Origin of the sequence: Nocardioides caeni, from assembly GCF_004912195.1 — a bacterium.
GTDB classification, from domain to species: Bacteria; Actinomycetota; Actinomycetes; order Propionibacteriales; family Nocardioidaceae; genus Nocardioides; species Nocardioides caeni.
Window position 1 is genome coordinate 1 of the sequence record NZ_STGW01000025.1, and the last position, 21,002, is coordinate 21,002.

General features: G+C 71.0%; 20 protein-coding genes and 1 tRNA gene. 11 read left to right on the plus strand and 10 right to left on the minus strand.

Annotated elements, in window-relative coordinates; genetic code table 11:
- The 3 genes from E9934_RS18925 to E9934_RS18935 all read right to left on the minus strand — a co-directional run.
- A partial coding sequence (locus E9934_RS18925) for a DUF222 domain-containing protein (RefSeq protein WP_136564463.1) occupies positions 1-471 on the minus strand: 471 nt, incomplete at its 3' end.
- A 205-nt stretch (positions 472-676) separates the two neighbouring features.
- Positions 677-1,270, minus strand: coding sequence for a LysR family transcriptional regulator substrate-binding protein (locus tag E9934_RS18930; protein WP_136564464.1), 594 nt, complete (start codon positions 1,268-1,270; stop codon positions 677-679).
- A 43-nt stretch (positions 1,271-1,313) separates the two neighbouring features.
- On the minus strand, positions 1,314-1,592 hold the full coding sequence (locus E9934_RS18935; RefSeq protein WP_136564465.1) for a Fe-S cluster assembly protein HesB: 279 nt from the start codon (positions 1,590-1,592) through the stop codon (positions 1,314-1,316).
- A gap of 125 nt (positions 1,593-1,717) precedes the next feature.
- Between E9934_RS18935 and E9934_RS18940 the strand changes: the two genes are divergently transcribed.
- Positions 1,718-1,806: transfer RNA gene (locus E9934_RS18940), tRNA-Leu, on the plus strand.
- A 62-nt stretch (positions 1,807-1,868) separates the two neighbouring features.
- On the opposite strand, the gene E9934_RS18945 is transcribed toward E9934_RS18940, so the two are convergent.
- Positions 1,869-2,840, minus strand: coding sequence for an AraC family transcriptional regulator (locus E9934_RS18945; RefSeq protein WP_136564466.1), 972 nt, complete (start codon positions 2,838-2,840; stop codon positions 1,869-1,871).
- Positions 2,841-2,909: 69 nt separating this feature from the next.
- Here E9934_RS18945 and E9934_RS18950 point away from each other — a divergent pair, with 69 nt between their 5' ends.
- A complete protein-coding gene (locus E9934_RS18950; protein ID WP_136564467.1) occupies positions 2,910-4,370 on the plus strand; it encodes a flavin-containing monooxygenase in 1,461 nt (486 codons plus the stop codon).
- The gene (locus E9934_RS18955; protein ID WP_136564468.1) at positions 4,367-6,082 is read left to right on the plus strand and encodes a GMC oxidoreductase; all 1,716 of its coding nucleotides are present in this window, start codon (positions 4,367-4,369) and stop codon (positions 6,080-6,082) included. The genes E9934_RS18950 and E9934_RS18955 overlap by 4 nt, the downstream gene beginning before the upstream one ends.
- Here E9934_RS18955 and E9934_RS18960 read toward each other — a convergent pair.
- On the minus strand, positions 6,022-6,471 hold the full coding sequence (locus tag E9934_RS18960; RefSeq protein ID WP_136564469.1) for a hypothetical protein: 450 nt from the start codon (positions 6,469-6,471) through the stop codon (positions 6,022-6,024). The genes E9934_RS18955 and E9934_RS18960 overlap by 61 nt on opposite strands.
- Positions 6,472-6,532: 61 nt before the next feature.
- On the opposite strand from E9934_RS18960, the gene E9934_RS18965 reads away from it, so the two are divergent.
- Positions 6,533-7,828 (plus strand): M20/M25/M40 family metallo-hydrolase, encoded by a 1,296-nt coding sequence (locus tag E9934_RS18965; protein WP_238695056.1) that lies wholly within the window; start codon positions 6,533-6,535, stop codon positions 7,826-7,828.
- A gap of 27 nt (positions 7,829-7,855) precedes the next feature.
- Here the strand turns inward: E9934_RS18965 and E9934_RS18970 are convergent, their stop codons facing one another.
- Positions 7,856-8,089 carry a DUF5703 family protein gene (locus E9934_RS18970; protein ID WP_202977390.1) on the minus strand — a complete coding sequence of 78 codons (234 nt, stop codon included), beginning with the start codon at positions 8,087-8,089 and terminating at the stop codon, positions 7,856-7,858.
- On the minus strand, positions 8,086-9,039 hold the full coding sequence (locus E9934_RS18975; RefSeq protein ID WP_136564471.1) for an aldo/keto reductase: 954 nt from the start codon (positions 9,037-9,039) through the stop codon (positions 8,086-8,088). The genes E9934_RS18970 and E9934_RS18975 overlap by 4 nt, the downstream gene beginning before the upstream one ends.
- Positions 9,040-9,123: 84 nt before the next feature.
- On the opposite strand from E9934_RS18975, the gene E9934_RS18980 reads away from it, so the two are divergent.
- A complete protein-coding gene (locus E9934_RS18980; RefSeq protein WP_136564472.1) occupies positions 9,124-9,984 on the plus strand; it encodes an undecaprenyl-diphosphate phosphatase in 861 nt (286 codons plus the stop codon).
- Between the two features lie 6 nt (positions 9,985-9,990).
- On the opposite strand, the gene corA is transcribed toward E9934_RS18980, so the two are convergent.
- Positions 9,991-10,971, minus strand: coding sequence for a magnesium/cobalt transporter CorA (gene corA / locus E9934_RS18985; protein ID WP_136564473.1), 981 nt, complete (start codon positions 10,969-10,971; stop codon positions 9,991-9,993).
- 41 nt (positions 10,972-11,012) lie between these two features.
- Here corA and E9934_RS18990 point away from each other — a divergent pair, with 41 nt between their 5' ends.
- Genes E9934_RS18990 through mshC form a run of 4 tightly spaced genes read left to right on the plus strand, consistent with a single transcriptional unit; the run spans position 11,013 to position 14,300 of the window.
- Positions 11,013-11,726, plus strand: coding sequence for an MSMEG_4193 family putative phosphomutase (locus tag E9934_RS18990; protein ID WP_136564474.1), 714 nt, complete (start codon positions 11,013-11,015; stop codon positions 11,724-11,726).
- Between the two features lie 9 nt (positions 11,727-11,735).
- On the plus strand, positions 11,736-12,290 hold the full coding sequence (locus E9934_RS18995) for a DUF3090 domain-containing protein (RefSeq protein ID WP_136564475.1): 555 nt from the start codon (positions 11,736-11,738) through the stop codon (positions 12,288-12,290).
- A 7-nt stretch (positions 12,291-12,297) separates the two neighbouring features.
- Positions 12,298-13,041: an SCO1664 family protein gene (locus tag E9934_RS19000; RefSeq protein WP_136564476.1), complete on the plus strand. Its 744-nt coding sequence runs from the start codon at positions 12,298-12,300 to the stop codon at positions 13,039-13,041.
- 23 nt (positions 13,042-13,064) lie between these two features.
- On the plus strand, positions 13,065-14,300 hold the full coding sequence (gene mshC / locus E9934_RS19005; RefSeq protein WP_136564477.1) for a cysteine--1-D-myo-inosityl 2-amino-2-deoxy-alpha-D-glucopyranoside ligase: 1,236 nt from the start codon (positions 13,065-13,067) through the stop codon (positions 14,298-14,300).
- On the opposite strand, the gene E9934_RS19010 is transcribed toward mshC, so the two are convergent.
- Positions 14,297-15,145: a PAC2 family protein gene (locus E9934_RS19010; RefSeq protein ID WP_136564478.1), complete on the minus strand. Its 849-nt coding sequence runs from the start codon at positions 15,143-15,145 to the stop codon at positions 14,297-14,299. The genes mshC and E9934_RS19010 overlap by 4 nt on opposite strands.
- A gap of 130 nt (positions 15,146-15,275) precedes the next feature.
- Between E9934_RS19010 and metH the strand changes: the two genes are divergently transcribed.
- On the plus strand, positions 15,276-18,998 hold the full coding sequence (gene metH, locus E9934_RS19015; RefSeq protein WP_136564479.1) for a methionine synthase: 3,723 nt from the start codon (positions 15,276-15,278) through the stop codon (positions 18,996-18,998).
- On the opposite strand, the gene E9934_RS19020 is transcribed toward metH, so the two are convergent.
- Positions 18,980-20,449 carry a hypothetical protein gene (locus E9934_RS19020; protein WP_136564480.1) on the minus strand — a complete coding sequence of 490 codons (1,470 nt, stop codon included), beginning with the start codon at positions 20,447-20,449 and terminating at the stop codon, positions 18,980-18,982. The genes metH and E9934_RS19020 overlap by 19 nt on opposite strands.
- A gap of 127 nt (positions 20,450-20,576) precedes the next feature.
- Between E9934_RS19020 and E9934_RS19025 the strand changes: the two genes are divergently transcribed.
- A partial coding sequence (locus tag E9934_RS19025; protein WP_136564481.1) for a hypothetical protein occupies positions 20,577-21,002 on the plus strand: 426 nt, incomplete at its 3' end.

Sequence of the window (21,002 nt, forward strand, 5' to 3'; positions counted from 1 at the left end):
CCGGGCCCACCCCAGCCGCCCGTCCGCGGACTCGTGGACCTCTGCGTCGACCCAGGCGGCTTCGTCGTCGCTCAGGCCGCGGGTCGCGGTCGCGACATTCCGGGCGTGCCCGACCCGCACCGTCCCCGCGGTGACCCCTGCCTGGAGGCGGGGGAGGCGGTGGTGGATGTCCACCGCGTCGGCGATGAGCCGTTTCGCGCCGAACGGCGTGATCTGGATGCGCGCGCCGAAGGCTGCGGCGGCGTACTCGGTGATCAGCGGCGTCCCGGCCGCGCCGGCGGGACGCGCCCGGTCCGCGGCCCGCTTGGAGAAGGGTGCGAGCGCGTCGGGGTTGTGCAGCACTGCCCATTGGTACGCGGCTGCGAGCAGTTCTCGTTCGGCTTGGAGGCGGGTCTCGTGGCGCGTGGTGGCGAAGGACAAGACGTCTGTCTTGCCCATCTCCCGTAGCTCGTCGAGCACCCGATTGCCCATGACAAGAGTCAACACGGGACCACCGACACAATGCCCCGTGACGAGACAGCGCTGTGGACAAGGCTGAGCCAGCGATCAGTCAACGCCTTCGACGACGTAGTCGCGTTCGATCCCCGCGGTCGCCGCTCCCCACTCGCTCACGGCGACGCGGTCCGTCACGACAGATCAGGCGGCCGGTCAGCCGCACCTGGTCGGTCATCTCAGCTCACCGGCTGCTGCGCGCTCCTCGGCCGCGGGTCACGCCGACGAAGTCCTGGTGGACCTCCGAATCGGCGTCGCGCAGCCACAGGAGGGCGATGGTGGTGGGTGGCAGGTCGACGACGCGACTGACGACATCCTTGCGGTGGTGCAGTCGGGCGAGCGCCATCGGCAGGATGAGGACGGCGGAGCCCGACGCCGCGACCTCAACGGCGTCCTTGGCGGTCATCAGTGGGAAGGGCAGCTGCTCGGCGCTGGGAGACCAACCGGAGGCCTCGGGCAGGGCGAGCTGCTCGTCGGCCAGGTCGGCGGGGTCGATGACGGCCTGCTCGTCCGCGGCCGCCACGAAGTGGTCGGTGCCGGCGACGACGACCGGCAGCTCGTCATAGAGCCGGACGCAGTGCAACGGCGTGGGTCGGTCGAGGTCGGCCGGCAGCCGCCCGATGACGAGGTCCGCCTCGCCAGCATCGAGAACGGCGCGCTGGTCGGACTGCTCGATCGGGATCAGACGGATCGGGATCCGCGGGTGGCGGTCCCGCCACACGCGAGCCCACTTGTCCGGGGTCGCTCCGGGAACGAAGGCCACGCGCAGCTCCTGCATGGCTCCACGATCCCAGAGCGACTCCGGTCGGCGGGGACCTGGGTCAGGCGCCCTGGGTGGCGAGCCCGAACTGGACGCCACCGGCGTCGTCGACCCCGGCGTCGAGCACCATCGTGTCGAGGCGCTCGGCCGCCGAGGACTCGAGATAGACCGTAGCGCCGTCCTGCTCGACGGTCTGGTCCCCGGACTCGGGCTGGCTGGTGGCCGTCACGGCGAATCCGCCCTCGGCCTCGGTGATGCGGAGGCCGGCGCTGTCCGGCACATCGGGTCCTTCCGTGATCTGCTTGACGATGGTGCAGGCGTTCTCGGTCAGAGTGAGCATCGGTTGCCTTCTCGTTTCGCGGTCATGGACCTTTCCCACCGTGGCAGGGGATCCCGCCCCGTTCAAGGAAGAGGGGTGCCGATGCACGACATCAGCCCCTCCTTTGCTACGGTTTCTCCGCACTCGTCCGGGTGGCGGAATTGGCAGACGCGCTAGCTTGAGGTGCTAGTGCCCGTATTAGGGCGTGGGGGTTCAAGTCCCCCCTCGGACACCACACAGAACGGCGGCCCACGGGCCGCCGTTGCTGATTTCGTGGGCGTCCGGGGCGCTCGGCCCTCAGCCCCGTCCGCGCGGCGTACGTCCCGTCCAGCGGCGGTACGCCGCCCCGAAGCTCGTCGCCTCGGCATAGCCCAGCCGCAGCGCGATGTCGGCGACGGTGAGGGTGTCGTCGGCGAGGAGCTCGTCGGCGCGCTGTCGTCGTACGTCGTCCACCACCGAGCGGTACGACGCCCCCGACTCGCCGAGTCGACGGCGCAGCGTGCGCTCGCTCAGTCCGAGGCCCGCGGCGACCACCTCCATCGGGGCACCGTCCTCGAGGTGCTGGGCCGCGAGGATCCGGACGTTGCCGTCGATCCCGACCCGGGCGCGGCGTTGGCGGACGAGGTCGCGGCAGATCGACTCGGCGAGCGCACAGGCGTGCGGGTTGGCCTGGGGGAGTGGCAGGTCGAGCCACGCCGTGTCGAACCGCAGGCGGGCGCTGCCGGTGGCGGCGTCGACCTCGATCGCGGTGGCGACCGGGCGACCGCCACCGATCTCGCGCAGAACGTGCCAGATGGCCGTCAGGTCGCGCTCGACGAGGAAGCGCGCGACGTCGCGGGGGAGTCCGGCCGGGGCCAGCGTCACCACGACGGAGTCGCCGACCCGCTCCGCGGACGGGATGCTGAAGGCGAAGCTGAGGTCGATGAAGCGCAGCGCGAGGTTGGCCGCGTCCCCGAGGGTGGCGCTGCTGAGCAGCGCGAAGCCCAGCGGACCGAAGGTCGAGGCGTGGTAGCGGGCACCGACGGACCGTCCGGTGAGACCGGGTGCTCCGGCGAGGAGGTTGCGGACGACCCGCAGCTCCTGCTCGGCGGTGATCTCGCGCTCGTGGTCCGCCGCGTCGCGGGGCGCCAGACCACTGCCGCGCAGCAGCACGTCGGGGTCGAGCCCGGCAGCGCGTCCCTCCTCCAGCAGCAGCGCCACGCCGGCGACCGACCGCGGGAACGTCCAGGTCCGGGTGGCCGGCTCCTCGAATCCGGGAGTGGGGCTCATGGCCGGAATTATGGAGTCTTTGTCCGCGGGTCGCTGGCCCGGCGCGCCGTGGCTGCCTAGCGTGATCGCATGCAGCGCACCTCCGTGATCATCATCGGCGCCGGTTTCGGCGGCCTGGCCGCCGCGCACCACCTGCGCGAGGCCGGCATCACCGACCTCGCCATCCTCGAGCGGTCCGGCGAGATCGGCGGCGTGTGGCGCGACAACACCTATCCCGGCGCCGCGTGCGACGTGCCCTCGGTCCTCTACTCCTGGTCCTTCGAGCCCAAGGCGGACTGGACCCACCGCTACGCCCGGCAGCCCGAGATCCTCGACTACATCCGGGAGCGGGCCGAGGCCCGCGGTCTTCGCGAGCTCGTTCGGACCAGCGCGGAGGTCGAGGGTGCGGCGTGGGACGAGGCGACACAGACCTGGACCGTGACGCTCGCGTCCGGCGAGCAGCTCACGGCGGACGTCGTCGTGTCGGCCGTCGGCCAGCTGTCGCGTCCGGCGCTGCCGCGGATCCCCGGACTCGACACCTTCGCCGGACCAGCCTTCCACTCGGCCACCTGGGACCACGACGTCGACCTGCGCGGCCAGCGGGTGGGCGTCATCGGCACCGGGGCCAGCGCCATCCAGTTCGTCCCCGCCATCGTCGACGAGGTCGGCGCCCTGACGGTGTTCCAGCGCTCCGCGCCGTACGTCGTGCCGAAGCCCGACATCGTCTACAGCGAGCGGGCCAAGCGCCGCTACGGCCGTCGGCCCCGCACGCACCGGCTCACTCGGACCAACACGTTCCGGATGACCGAGCAGCTCAACAAGGCCCTCGACAGCGACGGCCGTCTCGTGCGCGTGCTGCACCGCGCCTGGCGCCTGCACCTGCGCCGACAGGTGAAGGACGCGTCCCTCCGCGCCCGGCTGGTCCCCGACTACCCGCTCGGCTGCAAGCGACTGCTCTTCTCCAACGACTGGTATCCCGCACTGACCCGGTCGCACGTCGACGTCGTGACCGACGACATCACCTCCATCGAGCCGGCCGGGGTGCGCACCGCGGACGGCGTCCTGCACGAGTTCGACGTCCTGATCCACGGGACCGGCTTCGCCGCCACGGACTTCCTCGCCCCGATGCAGATCAGCGGACGCGAGGGCCGGGACCTCCACGACGAGTGGACCGGCGGCGCTCGCGCCCACCTCGGCATCACCGTGCCCGGGTTCCCGAACTTCTTCGTGCTCTACGGACCCAACACCAACCTCGGCGGCAGCTCGATCATCGGGATGCTGGAGGCGCAGTCCGGTTACGTCGCCCAGGCCGTACGACGGATCGGGGAGTCCGGCGCGGCGCTGGAGGTGCGCGACGACCGGGCCGCCGCCTACGACGGCGAGATGCAGCAGCGGCTCGGCGACAGCGTGTGGGGCGGCTGCGCCAGCTGGTACCGCGACCCCAGCGGTCGGATCACCACCAACTGGCCCGGAACCGTCACCGAATACAAGGAGCGCACGGCACGCTTCGAGCCGTCCGATTTCCGCACCCTCGAGAGGACCGCCTCATGACCCACTACGACGTCCTCGTCATCGGCTCCGGCTTCGGCGGCAGCGTCAGCGCGCTCCGGTTGAGCGAGAAGGGCTACCGGGTGGGCGTGCTCGAGGCCGGACGGCGCTTCGCGGACGACGAGCTGCCGACGACCTCCTGGAAGGTCCGTGACTACGTCTTCAACCCGCTCGTCGGATGCTACGGACTGCTGCGGATGACCCTGCTCAACGATGTGCTGGTGCTGACCGGCGCCGGCGTCGGAGGCGGCTCGCTCGTCTACGCCAACACGCTCTATCAACCGCCCCCGGCCTTCTTCACCGACCCGCACTGGTCCGGCATCACCGACTGGGCCGACGAGCTGGCGCCCTACTACGACCAGGCACGGCGGATGCTGGGCGTGACGACCTATCCCGGCAGCTCGCCCTCCGACCGGGTGATGCGCGCCGTCGCGGAGGACATGGGCGTCGGCGACAGCTTCCACCCGACCGACGTCGGCGTGCTCTTCGGCGAGCGTCCGGGCGAGCGGGTCGCCGACCCGTTCTTCGGCGGCGCCGGCCCCGAGCGCGTGACCTGCACCGACTGCGGCGCCTGCATGACGGGCTGCCGTGTCGGCGCCAAGAACACCACGGTCAAGAACTACCTGCACCTGGCCGAGCGCGCGGGCGCGGTGGTCCACCCGATGACCACCGTCACCGACGTCCGGCCCCGCCCCGGCGGTGGCTACGACGTCACGACCCGCCGCACCAACGGCAAGGTGCGTCAGGGGCGCGAGCGGTTCACCGCCGACCAGGTCGTCTTCGCCGCCGCCTCACTCGGGACGCAGCGGCTGCTGCACCGGCTCCGCGACAGTGGCAGCCTGCCGCACGTGTCGCGACGACTCGGCGAGCTCACCCGCACCAACTCCGAGGCGATCCTGGGGGTCCGGGCGCGGGGCTCGGACGTCGACTACTCCGAGGGCGTGGCGATCACCTCCTCGATCCACGTGGACGACGTCACCCACGTCGAGCCCGTCCGCTACGGCCGGGGCAGCAACCTGCTCGGCCTGCTGATGGCGACCCTCACCGACGCACCCGCCGACGGCCGCTCGCGCCTGGTCGCGGGCCTGCGCGAGATGTGGCGCCAGCGACGCGACCTCCCGCACCTGCACGACCCGCGGCACTGGTCCGAGCAGACCATCGTGCTGCTGGTGATGCAGACCCTCGACAACTCACTGACGACGTACCTGAAGCGCCGACCGTGGGGCCGCGTGCTCACCACCCGCCAGGGCAAGGGCGAGGCCAACCCGGTGTGGATCCCGCAGGGCCACGACCTCGCCCGGCGGATCGGCGAGGAGATCGACGGCGTCCCGGGCGGCACGTGGGCCGACCTCGTCAACATCCCCGCGACCGGTCACCTCGTCGGAGGTTGCCCGATCGGGCTGAGCGCCGAGGACGGTGTCGTCGATCCCTATCACCGGCTGCACGGCCACGACGGGCTGCACGTCATCGACGGCTCGACGGTCGCCGCGAACCTCGGCGTCAACCCGTCCCTGACCATCACGGCGATGGCCGAGCGCGCGGTCTCCTTCTGGCCCAACAAGGGCGAGGCGGACGAGCGGCCCGCGACGGGCTATCGGCGCGTCCCCGCGGTGCAGCCACGCAACCCCGTGGTGCCCGCCGACGCGCCCGGCGCCTACCGGCTCCCGATCGTGCTCGTGCCCTTGGTGGACTCGTCGAGGCCGCCGTCCCAGTAGTAGTTGACCGAGCGGTCGTCGTCGGCGAACGGCGTGTCGATGCTGGCATAGCCGGGATAGATCACGGCACCGAACACGACGGTCGACCCGAGCTCGTCCTCCAGGTCGTCCAGCATCTCCTCGAACCCGTCGGCGGTCTGCGGGCCCGGCTGGGTCGCGTTGTCGACCACCGCGAAGACGATCCAGCCGATCAGCGCGACGACCCCGGTGAGGACGGCGACGAGGATGATCTTGCCGACCTGCTTGCGCTTCGCGATCGTGCGCTCCTCGACCGTGCGCGCCGGCTTCGGACTCTGGATCCTGGGCTGCTTCGGTGGCCGCGGCGCCGGCTTCTGCTCCGGTTCGGGAGTCGGGTCCGGGGTGTAGTTGTCCCACTGGGAGGGAGCCATGGTCGAACGGTAGGGGACCGAGGGCCCGGCCGGGGAGGGATCGCGTGCAACCATGGCGGGCATGAGCGAGGTCGTCGACGTCTGCCGCGAGCTGATCCGGATCGACACGTCGAACCACGGCGACGGCGAAGGCCCGGGGGAGCGCAAGGCGGCGGAATACGTCGCCACGCTGCTCGACGAGGTCGGCATCGCCGCCGAGGTCGTCGAGACCGCCCCCGGACGCGCCAACGTGCTGGCCCGCTGGGGTGGCGACTCCGGCGCACGCAGCGATGCGCTGCTCCTGCACGGTCACCTGGACGTCGTCCCCGCAGCGGCCGAGGACTGGCAGGTGCACCCGTTCAGCGGCGAGGTGCGAGACGGCTACGTATGGGGCCGCGGCGCCGTCGACATGAAGGACTTCGACGCGATGCTGCTCTCCGTCGTTCGCGAGCGTCAGCGGACCGGGCGGATCCCGGAGCGTCCCGTGGTGCTGTGCTTCACGGCCGACGAGGAGGCCGGCGGCCACCAGGGCGCCGAGCTGCTGGTCAAGCACCACACGGACTGGTTCGAGGGCTGCACCGAGGCCGTCGGCGAGGTCGGCGGCTTCAGCACGACGGTGCGCGGACAGCGCCTCTACCTGATCGAGGCGGCCGAGAAGGGGATGGCCTGGATGCGCCTGACCGCCCGCGGACGCGCCGGTCACGGCTCGATGGTCAACGACGACAACGCCGTCACGCGGCTCGCGTCCGCGGTCGCCCGGATCGGCGCGCACGAGTGGCCGGTCCGGCTGACCCCGACGATGCAGACGCTGCTCGCCGCGGTGGCGGAGCTCGTCGGCACCGAGGCCACGCCGGAGAACGCGCCGGCCCTGGTGGAGGAGTTCGGCGGTGCCGCCCGGATGCTCGGCGCGGTGCTGCGCAACTCGACCAACCCGACGATGCTCGGCGCCGGCTACAAGGTCAACGTGATCCCGACCGAGGCGACCGCGCACGTCGACGGCCGCTTCCTGCCCGGCCACGAGGACGAGTTCTTCGCGACCCTGGCCCAGCTGACCGGCGAGGGCATCGACGTCGACTTCCTCTCCCGCCAGCCCCCCTGGGAGATGCCGTACGACGGCGCGCTGGTCGACGCGATGACGCGGAGCCTGCTCGCGGAGGATCCGGAGGCGATCGTGGCGCCGTACCTGATGAGCGGCGGGACGGATGCCAAGCACTTCACCAAGCTGGGGATGCGGTCCTACGGCTTCGCTCCGCTGCGGCTGCCCGAGGACCTCGACTTCACGGCGCTCTTCCACGGCGTCGACGAGCGGGTGCCCGTCGACGCGCTGGAGTTCGGCGTGCGGGTGATGGATCGCTTCCTCGACGAAGCCGCTGGTTGAGGTGCGAGCGCCAGCGAGCCTGCTTCCCTAGGCCGTCCGCACGGCGCGGATGATCTTGCGCCGCAGGACGACGCGCCGCTTGCCGTCGGGTCCGATCCGCAGGCGGTCCAGCTCCCAGCCACCGTGCTCGGCCCGCTCGACCAGGAGCCGGGCCACCATGTTGCGGCTGAACTCGCGGTCGAAGGTGACCTCGTCGAACTCCCACTCCACGCCGCGGCCGAGTCCGCGCATCATGCCGGGACGGAGCAGCGACCGGCTCATGCGGCACCCCGGGAGACGTCGTCGAGGGCGGCCCGGATCTCGGGTGGCAGCGTGCGCCGCTCGACGCCGAGTGCGCCCTTGAGCTGGGCCGCGGTGCGGGCGCCGACGACCGGCGCGGTGACGCCGGGCGCGTCGCGGACCCAGGCGAGCGCCACCTCGAGCGGCGTCCAGCCGAGTCCGTCGGCGGCCCTGGCCACGCCTTCGACGATGCCGCGGCTGTGGTCGTCGAGGTAGGCCTCGACGAAGCTGGAGAAGACGGGGGAGGCGGCCCGGGAGTCGCCGGGGGTGCCGGTGCGGTACTTGCCCGTGAGCACGCCGCGACCGAGGGGCGACCACGGCAGCACGCCCAGCCCCAGCGCGCCGGCGGCCGGCAGCACCTCGCGCTCGATGCGGCGGTTGACCAGGGAGTACTCCATCTGCGTCGACACGATCGACGCTCGTCCGACGCCGAGCTCCTGCCAGGTGACGGCGCGTGCGGTCTGCCAGCCGTTGTAGTTGGAGATCCCGATGTAGGACACGCGACCGCTGGCGACGGCGTGGTCGAGCGCGCCGAGGGTCTCCTCGAGCCGCACGTCGTCGCTCCAGATGTGCACCTGCCACAGGTCGACGTGGTCGGTGCCCAACCTCTTGAGCGAGGTGTCGAGGCCGCGGAGCAACGCGCCGCGGGAGGTGTCGGTGCGGCGGTCCGAGCCGCGGCGCCAGATCCCGGCCTTGGTGGCGATCACCAGGTCCTCGCGGGGCACGACGTCGCCGATCAGGCTGCCGAGCAGCTCCTCGGAGCGGCCGTCGGTGTAGCCCGCGGCCGTGTCGACCAGGGTGCCGCCGGCGCCGACGAACGCGGTGAGCTGGTCGCGCGCCTCGTGCTCGTCGGTGTCCTTGCCCCAGGTCATCGTCCCGAGGGCCAGGCGCGAGACGCGCAGGCCACTCGTTCCGACGTAGCGCTCCTCCATGGGCACAACGTAGTCGCACGACGACCGTGCCAGACATCGGGCACGCCGGTGACGATCCGCGAGGACTCCCTACACTTCGCGGTTGTGGCCGACTACCTGCAGGGAGTGTTCCTCGGAATCCTCCAGGGTCTGACCGAGTTCCTGCCGATCTCGAGCAGTGCCCACCTCCGGATCTTCCCCGAGCTCTTCGGCTGGGGCGACCCGGGCGCCGCCTTCACCGCGGTCGTGCAGATCGGCACCGAGCTCGCCGTGCTGCTCTACTTCCGCAAGGACATCTGGCGCATCGCGCGGGCCTGGGTGCTGTCGCTCTTCAAGCCGGAATATCGCGGCGCCCTCGACGCCCGCATGGGCTGGTACATCATCGTCGGCTCGCTGCCGATCGTCGTCCTCGGCCTGGCGCTCAAGGACACCATCGAGCGCGACTTCCGCAACCTGTGGATCACCGGCACCGCCCTCATCGTGATGGGCCTGGTGCTCGGCCTCGCCGACCGCTTCGGCCGCAACGAGCGCGAGATCAAGGAGCTCACGCTCCGCGACGCCGCGTTGATGGGCGGCGCGCAGGCGATGGCCCTCGTCCCCGGCGTCTCCCGCTCCGGAGCGACCCTGTCGATGGGCCGCATCCTCGGCTACGAGCGCGAGGCGGCCACGCGCTTCGCGTTCCTGCTCGCCATCCCCGCCGTCGTCGGCGCCGGCGTGTTCGAGCTCAAGGAGATCGGCAACGTCGGTGTCGCGCACCAGGGCGAGGCCGACTACGGCTGGGGACCGACGATCACCGCGACGGTGGTCTCCTTCATCGTCGGCTACGCCGCCATCGCCTGGCTGCTGCGCTACGTCAGCACGAGGTCCTACACGCCGTTCGTCATCTACCGGGTGCTGCTCGGCGGCGCCGTGCTGCTCCTGCTCGGCACCGGCGTCCTCCACGCCCTGCCGGCCAGCGCCGGCTGAGCCGGGTCACAGCCAGCCGGACCTCTTGAAGAACCAGAAGAGACCGCTGACCGTGCCCGCCATGAGCAGCAGCGACATCGGGTAGCCGAGGGTCCAGTCGAGCTCCGGCATGTGGGTGAAGTTCATGCCGTAGATGCCGGCGATCAGCGTCGGGACGACGACCAGCGCCGCGCCGGCCGAGATCTTGCGCATGTCGTCGTTCTGCTGCACCGCGATGCGTGACAGGTGGGCGTCGAAGGCGGTGGAGAGCAGCCCGTCGAGGCTGTCGAGCTCCTCGGCCGCCTGCGCGAGGTGGTCGCTGACGTCGCGGAAGAACGGCGACGCCTCCTCCTCGATCAGGTCGACCGCCCCGGTCGCGAAGCGGCGCATCGGCTCCCGCAGGGGGAGCACGGCCCGTCGTACCTCCGCGAGCTCGCGCTTGAGGACATAGATCCGGTCGCCGTCGTTGGTCCGGCGGTCGGAGAACACCGACTCCTCCACCTCGTCCACGTCGGTCTGGAGCTCGGCCACGACGTCGGTGTAGCCGTCGACCACCGCGTCGCACACGGCGTAGACGACGGCCGAGGGGCCGTGGTCGAGGACGGCCTGCTTCTGCTCGAGCGCGTGGCGGGCGTCCTTGAGCGGCGACCCGCGCCCGTGGCGGACCGTGATGACGAAGTGGGCGCCGATGAACAGGTTGATCTCGCCGGTCTCGACGGCGTCGTCCTCGTCGACGTACCAGAGCGTCTTGAGGACGAGGAACAGGCCGTCCTCATAACGCTCGAGCTTGGGTCGTTGGTGGGCGACGACGGCGTCCTCGACCGCGAGCGGGTGCAGGCCGAACGCGTCGGCGATCTCGGAGAGCTCGACATGGGTGGGCTCGTGCAGGCCGACCCAGACGAAGTCGTGGTGCCCGTCGACCGTCCCGCGCAGCGCGGCGTAGTCGTGCGGCGCGCACTCGACCGGCACCCGGACACCGTCGCGATAGACGGCCGCATCGACGATCACGACGCCACGGTAGTGCCACGTGTCGGACTAGGCTTCCCGCCATGGCAACACTCGTGCTGCTGCGGCACGGCCGGACCACCGCCAACGCCTCCGGCCTCCTCGCCGGGCGGACGCCGGGTGTCCGGCTCGACGAGGTCGGCACCGAACAGGCGCGCCGGGCCGGCGAGCGGCTGGGCGCCGTCGCCCTCGCGAAGGTCGTCACCAGCCCTCAGGAGCGCTGCCGCCAGACCGCGGCCGCCGTGCTCGCCGGACAGAAGCAGGCGGGTCGTCCCGGCCAGCGCGCCGCGACCGACCGCGCGCTCGCGGAGTGCGACTACGGCGAGTGGCAGGGCCAGCCGATCCGCACGCTGCTGAAGGAGCCGCTGTGGCGCACCGTCCAGCAGCAGCCCTCAGCGGTGACCTTCCCGGGCGGTGAGTCGATGGTGCTCATGCAGCACCGAGCGGTCTCGGCCGTCCGCCGGATCGACGCCGCGGTCGAGGCCGAGCACGGGTCGACGGCGGTGTGGGTCGCGGTGAGCCACGGCGACATCATCAAGTCAGTCCTGGCCGACGCCCTGGGCCTGCACCTGGACCTCTTCCAGCGCATCCACGTCGACCCCGCCTCGATCTCGGTCATCCGGTACGGCGCCGACCGACCCTCGGTCCTCGCCAGCAACACCCACGAGGGCGACCTCGGGTGGCTCGCCGCGCCGCCGCCCAGCGGTGTCGTCGGCGGCGGCGCGGGCCAGCGGACACGCGCTCGGCGCCCTCGCTAGGCTCGACGCATGCCGATCGTCCACGGATTCGACCCGCCCGAGCGCTTCGTCGCCGGCACCGTCGGCGAGCCGGGCAGCCGGACCTTCTTCCTGCAGGCGGTCGACGGCGAACGGGTCGTGTCGGTGGCGCTGGAGAAGCAGCAGGTCGAGGCGCTCGCCGAGCGGGTCGACGAGCTGCTCGACGAGGTCATCGCCGATGGCAGTGCCCGCGGCGTCGTACCGGCCGTGGCGCCGTTCGACCTCGCCGACGACGCGCCGCTGGCGACCCCCGTCGAGGAGGAGTTCCGCGCCGGCACGATGACGCTGTCGTGGGACCCCGACGACGAGCGCGTGGTCATCGAGGTCTTCCCGGTCGGCGAGGAGCCCGCCGAGCTGGCGTCGGGGGACGAGGCCGAGGAGCTGCTGCTGGTCCGCCTCGCGCCGGGGCAGGCCCGGGCGTTCGTCCAGCGGGCGGAGGCCGTGGTCGGCGCGGGCCGGCCGCCCTGCCCGTTCTGCGGCCAGCCGATCGACCCGGCCGGTCACCTGTGCGTGCGCGCCAACGGCTTCAAGCGCCGCGACCCCTGAGCGCCGCATGGGCGAGCTGACGATCAAGGGCCGGATCATGCCAGCCTCCAACGCCACGTTCCTCGGGGAGATCGACGGCCGCGAGGTCGTCTACAAGCCGGTCGCCGGCGAGCGACCGCTGTGGGACTTCCCCGACGGCACCCTCGCCGACCGTGAGGTCGCGGCCCACCTGGTCTCCGAGGCGATGGGCTGGCGGATCGTGCCCCGGACCTGGTGGGGCGAGGGTCCGCACGGCCCCGGGATGGTCCAGGAGTGGCAGGAGGTCGCCGACGACGCGGCCGCCGTCGACCTCGTCCGCTCCGGCCGGACGCCGGCCGGTTGGCTCGAGGTCGTCGACGGCCTGGACGACCGCGACCACCCGGTCACGCTGGTCCACGAGGACACCGAGGCGCTGCGCCGGCTCGCCGTCTTCGACATCGTCGTCAACAACGCCGACCGCAAGGGCGGTCACGTGCTGGCGATGCCTGGCGGCCACCGCCACGGCGTCGACCACGGCATTGCCTTCCACCATGAACCGAAGCTCCGCACGGTCCTGTGGGGCTGGGCCGGCCTCCCGTTGACCGACGAGGAGATCGGGGTGACGACCGCGCTGCTCGCGTCAGTGCGCGGCGACCTCGGCGACGAGCTGGGATTCCACCTGACACAGCAGGAGATCGCGGCCCTGGAGCGTCGTACCGAACGGCTGCTGGCCGCCGGCGAGCTCCCCGGACCGCGTGGCAGCTGGCCGCCGATCCCGTGGCCGCCGTTCTAGCGTGAGCGTCTAGCATCAGGCCCATGCGCGCATGGAACGCTCCGGGTGTCCCGGTGCTCACCGTCCCCGGTCCGCCCGTCGTCCTGCACGACACGGCGACCGGAGGCCGGGTCGAGAGCACCCCCGACGGTCCGGCTCGGCTCTACGTCTGCGGCATCACGCCCTACGACGCCACGCACATCGGCCACGCCAACACCTACATCGCCTTCGACCTCCTCAACCGCGCCTGGCGCAGCGCCGGGCACGAGGTGCGCTACGTCCAGAACGTCACCGACGTCGACGACCCGCTCCTCGAGCGCGCCGAGCGGGTGGGGGTGGACTGGGTCGAGCTCGCCGAGCGCGAGACCGAGCTGTTCCGCAAGGACATGGAGGCCCTGCGCGTCCTGCCCCCGGCGGCCTACGTCGGGGCGGTCGAGTCGATCCCGCTGGTGATCGAGCTGATCCAGCGCCTCGAGGCCGCCGGCGCCGTCTACCGGGTCGAGGACGACCTCTACTTCTCGGTCAGCGCCGACCCGGCGTTCGGCGAGGAGTCCGGCTACGACCGCGACACCATGCTGCAGCTCTTCGGCGAGCGCGGCGGCGACCCCGACCGCGCCGGCAAGAAGGACCCGCTCGACTGCGTCGTCTGGCGCGGGGAGCGTCCGGGGGAGCCCGCGTGGGACAGCCCCTTCGGGCCCGGGCGCCCCGGCTGGCACATCGAGTGCGCGGCGATCGCGCTGCAGGAGCTGGGCGGCGGGTTCGACGTCCAGGGCGGCGGCACCGACCTGATCTTCCCGCACCACGAGATGTGCGCGGGCCACGTGCAGGTCGCGACCGGTGAGCGATTCGCGCAGGCCTACGCCCACGCCGGGATGGTCGCCTACGACGGGCAGAAGATGTCCAAGTCGCTCGGCAACCTCGTCTTCGTCTCCGCCCTGCGCAACAGCGACATCGACCCCGTTGCGATCCGCCTCACCCTGCTGCGCCACCACTACCGCACCGACTGGGAGTGGACCGACGACCAGCTCTGGCAGGCCGTGGACGACGTCGCCTCATGGCGACGCGCGCTGGCGCTGGGAGCGGGCGCCCCCGCTGCTCCGGTCGTCACCGAGATCCTCGCCGCCCTCGCCGACGACCTCGACGCGCCCCGCGCGGTCGCCGCGGTCGACGCGTGGGTCAGCGCCACCCTCGGCACCGACGGCCTCGCCGACACCAGCGACCCCGAGGCCGCGGCCACGCTGCTGCCGGTGCTCGACGCCGCGCTGGGTCTCGGGCTCTAGGAGTCCTCGCCGCGCCGCTTGAGGTAGCGCTCGAACTCGCGGGCGATCGCCTCGCCCGATGCCTCGGGCAGGTCCGCGGTGTCGCGCGACTCCTCCAGCGAGCGGACGTAGTCGGCGATGTCCTCGTCCTCCTCGGCGAGCTCGTCGACGCCCCGCTCCCACGCCTTCGACTCCTCGACGAGGTCACCGAGCGGCAGCGACGTCTCGAGCAGGTCCTCGAGGCGGTGCAGCAGCGCCAGGGTCGCCTTGGGGCAGGGTGGCTGCGCGACGTAGTGGGGGACCGCGGCCCAGTAGGAGACCGCGTCGAGGTCGACCTGGATGCAGGCTTCCTGGAGGACGCCGACGATGCCCGTGGGTCCTTCGTAGGTGGACTGCTCGAGGTCGAGCCGCTCCATCAGCTCCGGCTCGCTGGCGAAGCCGGAGACGGGGATGGGGCGGGTGTGCGGGCTGTCGGAGAGCAGCGCACCGATCGTGACGAGGAGCTCGCCGCCGAGCTCGTCGATCACGGAGAGGAGCTCGGCGGTGAACTGACGCCAGCGCATGTTGGGCTCGATCCCGCGGATCAGGATCACGTCGCGGTCGAGCCCGGGGGGCGAGGCGACGGCGACGTGCGTGCTGGGCCAGGTCAGCTTCCGGAAGCCGTTGTCGTCGATCCCGACCGTGGGGCGGTTGACCTGGAAGTCGTAGTAGTCCTCGGGGTCGATCGCGGCGACGACCCGGGCGTTCCACTCCCGCATCAGGTGGTCGACCACCGCGGTGGCGGACTCGGCGGCGTCGTTCCAGCCCTCGAACGCAGCGATCACGACCGGGCTCACCAGACCCGTGACCGTCTCGATCTCCATCACTTGACCAGCCTAGTCGGGAGAACACGAGTAACATGGACAACAGTCGAGAGGCGTTGCAACGGACCCGGGATGACGGTCCGCCACGCTCGGCGAAGTGCAAGGACGCCTTCCGAGACTGGAAGGACCATCCGTGAACGCCTTCGTGCCACAGGTACGCCCCGACTGCACCGACGAGTTGACCCGCACCCTCGGTCAGCGGATCGTGATCATCGACGGCGCCATGGGCACGGCCATCCAGCGCGACCGTCCCGACGAGGCCGGCTATCGGGGCGAGCGCTTCAAGGACTGGCCCACGGACCTGCAGGGCAACAACGACCTGCTGACCATCACGCAGCCGGACATCATCGCCGGGATCCACCGCGAGTACCTCGACGCCGGCGCCGACATCATCGAGACGAACACGTTCAACGCCAACACGGTCTCCCTCGGCGACTACGGCATGGAGGAGCTCGCCTACGAGCTCAACTACGCCGGCGCCGCGCTCGCTCGCGCCGCGTGCGACGCGGTCAGCACCCCGGACCGCCCGCGCTACGTGGCCGGTGCCCTCGGGCCGACGACGCGGACGGCCTCGATCTCCCCGGACGTCAACGACCCGGGCGCTCGCAACGTCTCCTACGACCAGCTGGTCGCCGCCTACCTCGAGGCGGCCAACGGCCTGGTCGACGGGGGATCGGACCTGATCTTCATCGAGTCGATCTTCGACTCCCTGAACGCCAAGGCGGCGATCTTCGCCGTGGAAACCCTCTTCGAGGAGCGCGGCCGCCGCTGGCCCGTGGTCATCTCCGGGACCATCACCGATGCCTCCGGCCGCACCCTGTCGGGCCAGGTCACCGAGGCGTTCTGGAACGCGGTGCGCCACGCCCGGCCCATCGCGGTGGGTCTCAACTGCGCGCTCGGCGCCCCCGAGATGCGCCCCTACATGGCCGAGATGTCGCGGATCGCCGACACGTTCGTGTCGTCGTACCCCAACGCCGGGCTGCCCAACGCGTTCGGTGAGTACGACGAGTCGCCCGAGCGCCAGGCCGGCTACATCGCCGAGTTCGCGGAGGCGGGCCTGGTCAACCTGGTCGGTGGTTGCTGCGGCACGACGCCTGCCCACATCGCCGAGATCGCGAAGGCGGTCGAGGGGATGCCGGCGCGCGTGCTTCCCGAGATCCCCGTGGCGACGCGGCTGTCGGGCCTCGAGCCGCTCAACATCACCGAGGACTCGCTGTTCGTCAACATCGGCGAGCGCACCAACATCACCGGCTCCGCCCGGTTCCGCAACCTGATCAAGGCCGAGGACTACGACACCGCCCTGTCGGTGGCGCTGCAGCAGGTCGAGGTCGGCGCGCAGGTCATCGACATCAACATGGACGAGGGGATGATCGACGGCATCGCCGCGATGGACCGCTTCACCAAGTTGATCGCCGCCGAGCCCGACATCAGCCGCGTCCCGGTGATGATCGACTCCTCCAAGTGGGAGGTCATCGAGGCGGGCCTGAAGAACGTCCAGGGCAAGCCGATCGTCAACTCGATCTCCCTCAAGGAGGGCGAGGAGAAGTTCGTCCGCGAGGCGCGCCTGTGCCGCAAGTACGGCGCTGCGGTCGTCGTGATGGCCTTCGACGAGACCGGTCAGGCCGACAACCTCGAGCGCCGCAAGGAGATCTGCGGGCGCGCCTACCGGATCCTCACCGAGGAGGTCGGCTTCCCGCCCGAGGACATCATCTTCGACCCCAACTGCTTCGCTCTGGCGACCGGCATCGAGGAGCACGCCACCTACGGCATCGACTTCATCGAGGCCTGTGCCTGGATCAAGGAGAACCTGCCGGGGGTCCACATCTCGGGCGGCATCTCCAACGTGAGCTTCAGCTTCCGGGGCAACAACCCGGTCCGCGAGGCGATCCACGCGGTCTTCCTGTTCCACGCCATCAAGGCGGGCCTGGACATGGGCATCGTCAACGCCGGTGCGCTGGTGGTCTATGACGAGATCGACCCGGAGCTGCGCGAGCGGATCGAGGACGTCGTCCTCAACCGGCGCGAGGACGCCGCCGAGCGGCTGCTCGAGATCGCCGAGCGGTTCAACACCAAGGGCGAGGAGGTCGACCCGGTCGCGGCGGAGTGGCGCAGTCTGCCGGTCCGCGAGCGGATCACGCACGCCCTCGTCAAGGGCATCGACGCCGACGTCGAGACGGACACCGAGGAGCTGCGCGCCGAGATCGCCGCTGCCGGCGGGCGTCCGATCGAGGTGATCGAGGGTCCGCTGATGGATGGCATGAACGTCGTCGGCGACCTGTTCGGCGCCGGCAAGATGTTCCTGCCCCAGGTCGTGAAGTCCGCCCGGGTGATGAAGAAGGCGGTCGCCTACCTGCTGCCCTTCATCGAGGCCGAGAAGCAGCCGGGCGACGCCGAGAGCAGCAACGGCACGATCGTCATGGCGACGGTCAAGGGCGACGTCCACGACATCGGCAAGAACATCGTCGGCGTGGTCCTGCAGTGCAACAACTACACGGTGATCGACCTGGGCGTGATGGTCCCGGCGCAGAAGATCCTGGACGCCGCGAAGGAGCACGACGCCGACATCATCGGGCTCTCCGGCCTGATCACGCCGTCGCTCGACGAGATGGTGAACTTCGCCGTCGAGATGGAGCGCCAGGGTCTCGAGATCCCGCTGCTGATCGGCGGGGCCACCACGTCGCGCGCGCACACGGCCGTCAAGGTCGCGCCCCGTCGTACGGGTCCGGTCGTGTGGGTGAAGGACGCCTCGCGCTCCGTGCCGGTCGCGGCGGCGCTGCTCTCCGACGAGCAGCGTCCGGCGCTGCTCGCGGCGACCAACGAGGACTACGCCGCCCTGCGGGAGCGTCACGCCCAGAAGCAGGAGCGGCCGACGATCACCCTCGAGAAGGCGCGCGCCAACCGCACGCCCATCGACTGGGAGGGCTATGTCCCGCCGGTCCCGCGGCAGCAGGGCGTGCGGGTGTTCTCCGACTACGACCTCTCCGAGCTGCGGGAGTACATCGACTGGCAGCCGTTCTTCAACGCCTGGGAGATGAAGGGCAAGTTCCCCGACATCCTCAACAACCCGGCGTCGGGTGAGGCCGCCCGCAAGCTCTACGACGACGCCCAGGAGATGCTGGACACGCTGATCAAGGAGAAGTGGCTGACCGCCAACGGGGTCATCGGCTTCTTCCCGGCCAACGCCGTCGGCGACGACATCGAGGTCTATGCCGACGAGTCCCGCACGACCGTCATCCAGACCCTGCGCAACCTGCGTCAGCAGGGGGAGCACCGCGACGGCATCCCGAACCGGTCGCTGGGCGACTTCGTCGCGCCCAAGGCCACGGGCCTCGCCGACCACGTCGGCGGCTTCGCCGTCACGGCCGGGCTCGGCAGCCAGGCGAAGATCATGGAGTTCAAGGAGGCGCTGGACGACTACAGCGCGATCCTCCTCGAGGCTCTCGCCGACCGCCTGGCGGAGGCGTTCGCGGAGCGGATGCACGAGCGGGTCCGCAAGGAGTTCTGGGGCTACCAGCCCGACGAGGACCTCGACAACGAGGCGCTGATCGGTGAGCGGTACGTCGGCATCCGGCCCGCACCCGGTTACCCGGCCTGCCCCGAGCACACCGAGAAGGACACGCTGTTCACCCTCCTCGACGCGACCGCCAACACGGGGATCGAGCTCACCGAGTCGATGGCCATGTGGCCGGGCGCTGCGGTCAGTGGCTGGTACTTCTCGCACCCGCAGTCGCAGTACTTCGTCGTGGGCCGGCTGGCCCAGGACCAGGTCGCCGACTACGCCACCCGCAAGGGCTGGAGCCTGAAGGAGGCCGAGCGCTGGCTCGGCCCCAACCTGGGCTACAACCCGGAGGACTGAGGCTCGTACGTCCACGGCGGGCTCTCGTAGAGCTCGCCGATGGTGGTGCCGTCGGTGGGCTTGAGGAGTTGGATGCGGCGGGTGCCCTGTCCGGTGACGATCCGGGCCAGTCCGTGGGGTGTCTCCCACCGGTAGGCGCCCAGGCCGAGCTGTTTGACCTGGTCGGCCAGGTGGGTCTTGGCCCGGTGGTCGGTCCGGCCGACCGGTGCGTCGTTGTGGTCACCGGTCTGCCCGGGTGGGCCGCCGTCGTCGGGCGGGACGTACGGAACGGGATGGTCGTGATCCAGACGGCGGAGGCCGCCTTGGCGGGTGGAGTGGGGGAACACTTCACGGGTGGTCCGCAGCTCGGTGCGCTTCTTCGCCGTGGTGGGGTGTTCGTAGCCGTTGACCGCACGCCCCACGGTGAGGTCGATCACCGGCTGCACCGTGACCTCCCGCCCGCGGAGGAGATCGGTGACCTGTTCGAGGAGCAGTGGGCCGATGCCCTCGACCCTGGCAACGCCGTCACACTGCCCGGCGAGGACCTCGGCGGCGATGTGGACCACGATCTCGGCGGGTTTGCGCCGCCGCTTCGGCGCAGGTGGCTTCGCCTCGGGTGCGGGCTCGGGCTCGGGCTGGGGTTCGGGTTCGGTGTCGGGTCCGTCGAGGAAGCGTGCTGCGGCGTGGGGGTCTGCCATGAGCTCGACCGCGCGGGCACGGAACTGGTCCATGGTCGGCACGTCGTCCTCGTGGGCGGGGACGTGCTCCTCGGCCAGTCTGGTGGCGATGGCGGTGGTGGGCTCGTGGAACAGCTCCGACGCAGCGGTCGACAGGCGCATCCCCACCCCCTGGACATCGGCACCCAGGGTGGCGCCGTCGACGGCACCGAGGGCTTGGCCGGGACGGCGGCGGCGTAGCCACACTCCTTGTCGTGCTTCGTCGGCGGCGATGCGGGCGCGGTGGGCGGCGGGGTCGGCCTCGATGACCTTGGCCTCGGCGATCACCAGCACCCGTCCGGGTGATTCGTGCCGTGCGGTGGCGACGGCGAGGTCGACGACCTGGGCTTGTGCGGGGGTGAGGCGGCGTGCCAGCGCGGCGGTCTTGCGGGCCACCCACAGCTCGAGGTCGAGGTTCTTGACCGCGTCGTAGGTGTTGGGCAGGCGGTGGCGCAGGTCGAGCAGGTCAGCGGCCTTGTTCTTGGTGGCGATGACGCCGGCGTGGGCGGCGATCGCGAACTCCTCGAAGCACAGCTCCGCGACCCTCGGCGTACCTTCGCCGCCAGGTCGGATCAGCCGGTTGCCACCGAACCGGACCGGAACCGCCCCCGGCGTCTCTTGCGGGTCGCCCGAGTGGAGGTCGCACCAGGCCAGCAACCGGTCCATGCCCTCGACATCCCCACGGCGCCGGGCGAGGACCCCGTCCTCCTCCGCGGCAAGGACCGCCGCCGGAGTCAGATCAAGGAGAGAGGACATGACCACAGCATCGAACAAGGCTCCGACACAAACCCCGCACACCAGCGGCCCTCCCAGACCCCGCTGTGGACAGTGACGTTAGTGCCCGCTCATGCCGAGTTGAGTGCGTCTGCCATAGGGTCTGCGCGTGCACGTTGACCTCATGCGGGATAAGGCGCGGACGATGCCGCAGGACGAGGGGGTCGATGTTTCGGCTCTCCGCGTCTGGCACTGCAACTACCAGTCGTTGGCCGCTGTGCGCGGCTATCCGAACCTCAAGACCTTGGTTGTGGCGACGTACCCAGACGACTCATTGGAGCCGCTTGCTGACCTGGAGCAACTGGAGTACCTAAGCCTGCTCCATCTGCCCGCCGTGACAGACCTCGCGCCGCTCGCCAGGCTGAATCGCCTGCGCACGCTACGCCTCTCCACGCTGCCAAGTTGGGACTCGTCAGGAAAGGTCACCACCGTCGAGTCCCTGGCCCCGCTAGCCACGCTTCCCCACCTGAAGCACCTCGAACTGTTCGGCGTTCGCCCAGTGGAGTCCAGCAGAGTGGTGTACGACGGACCTGAG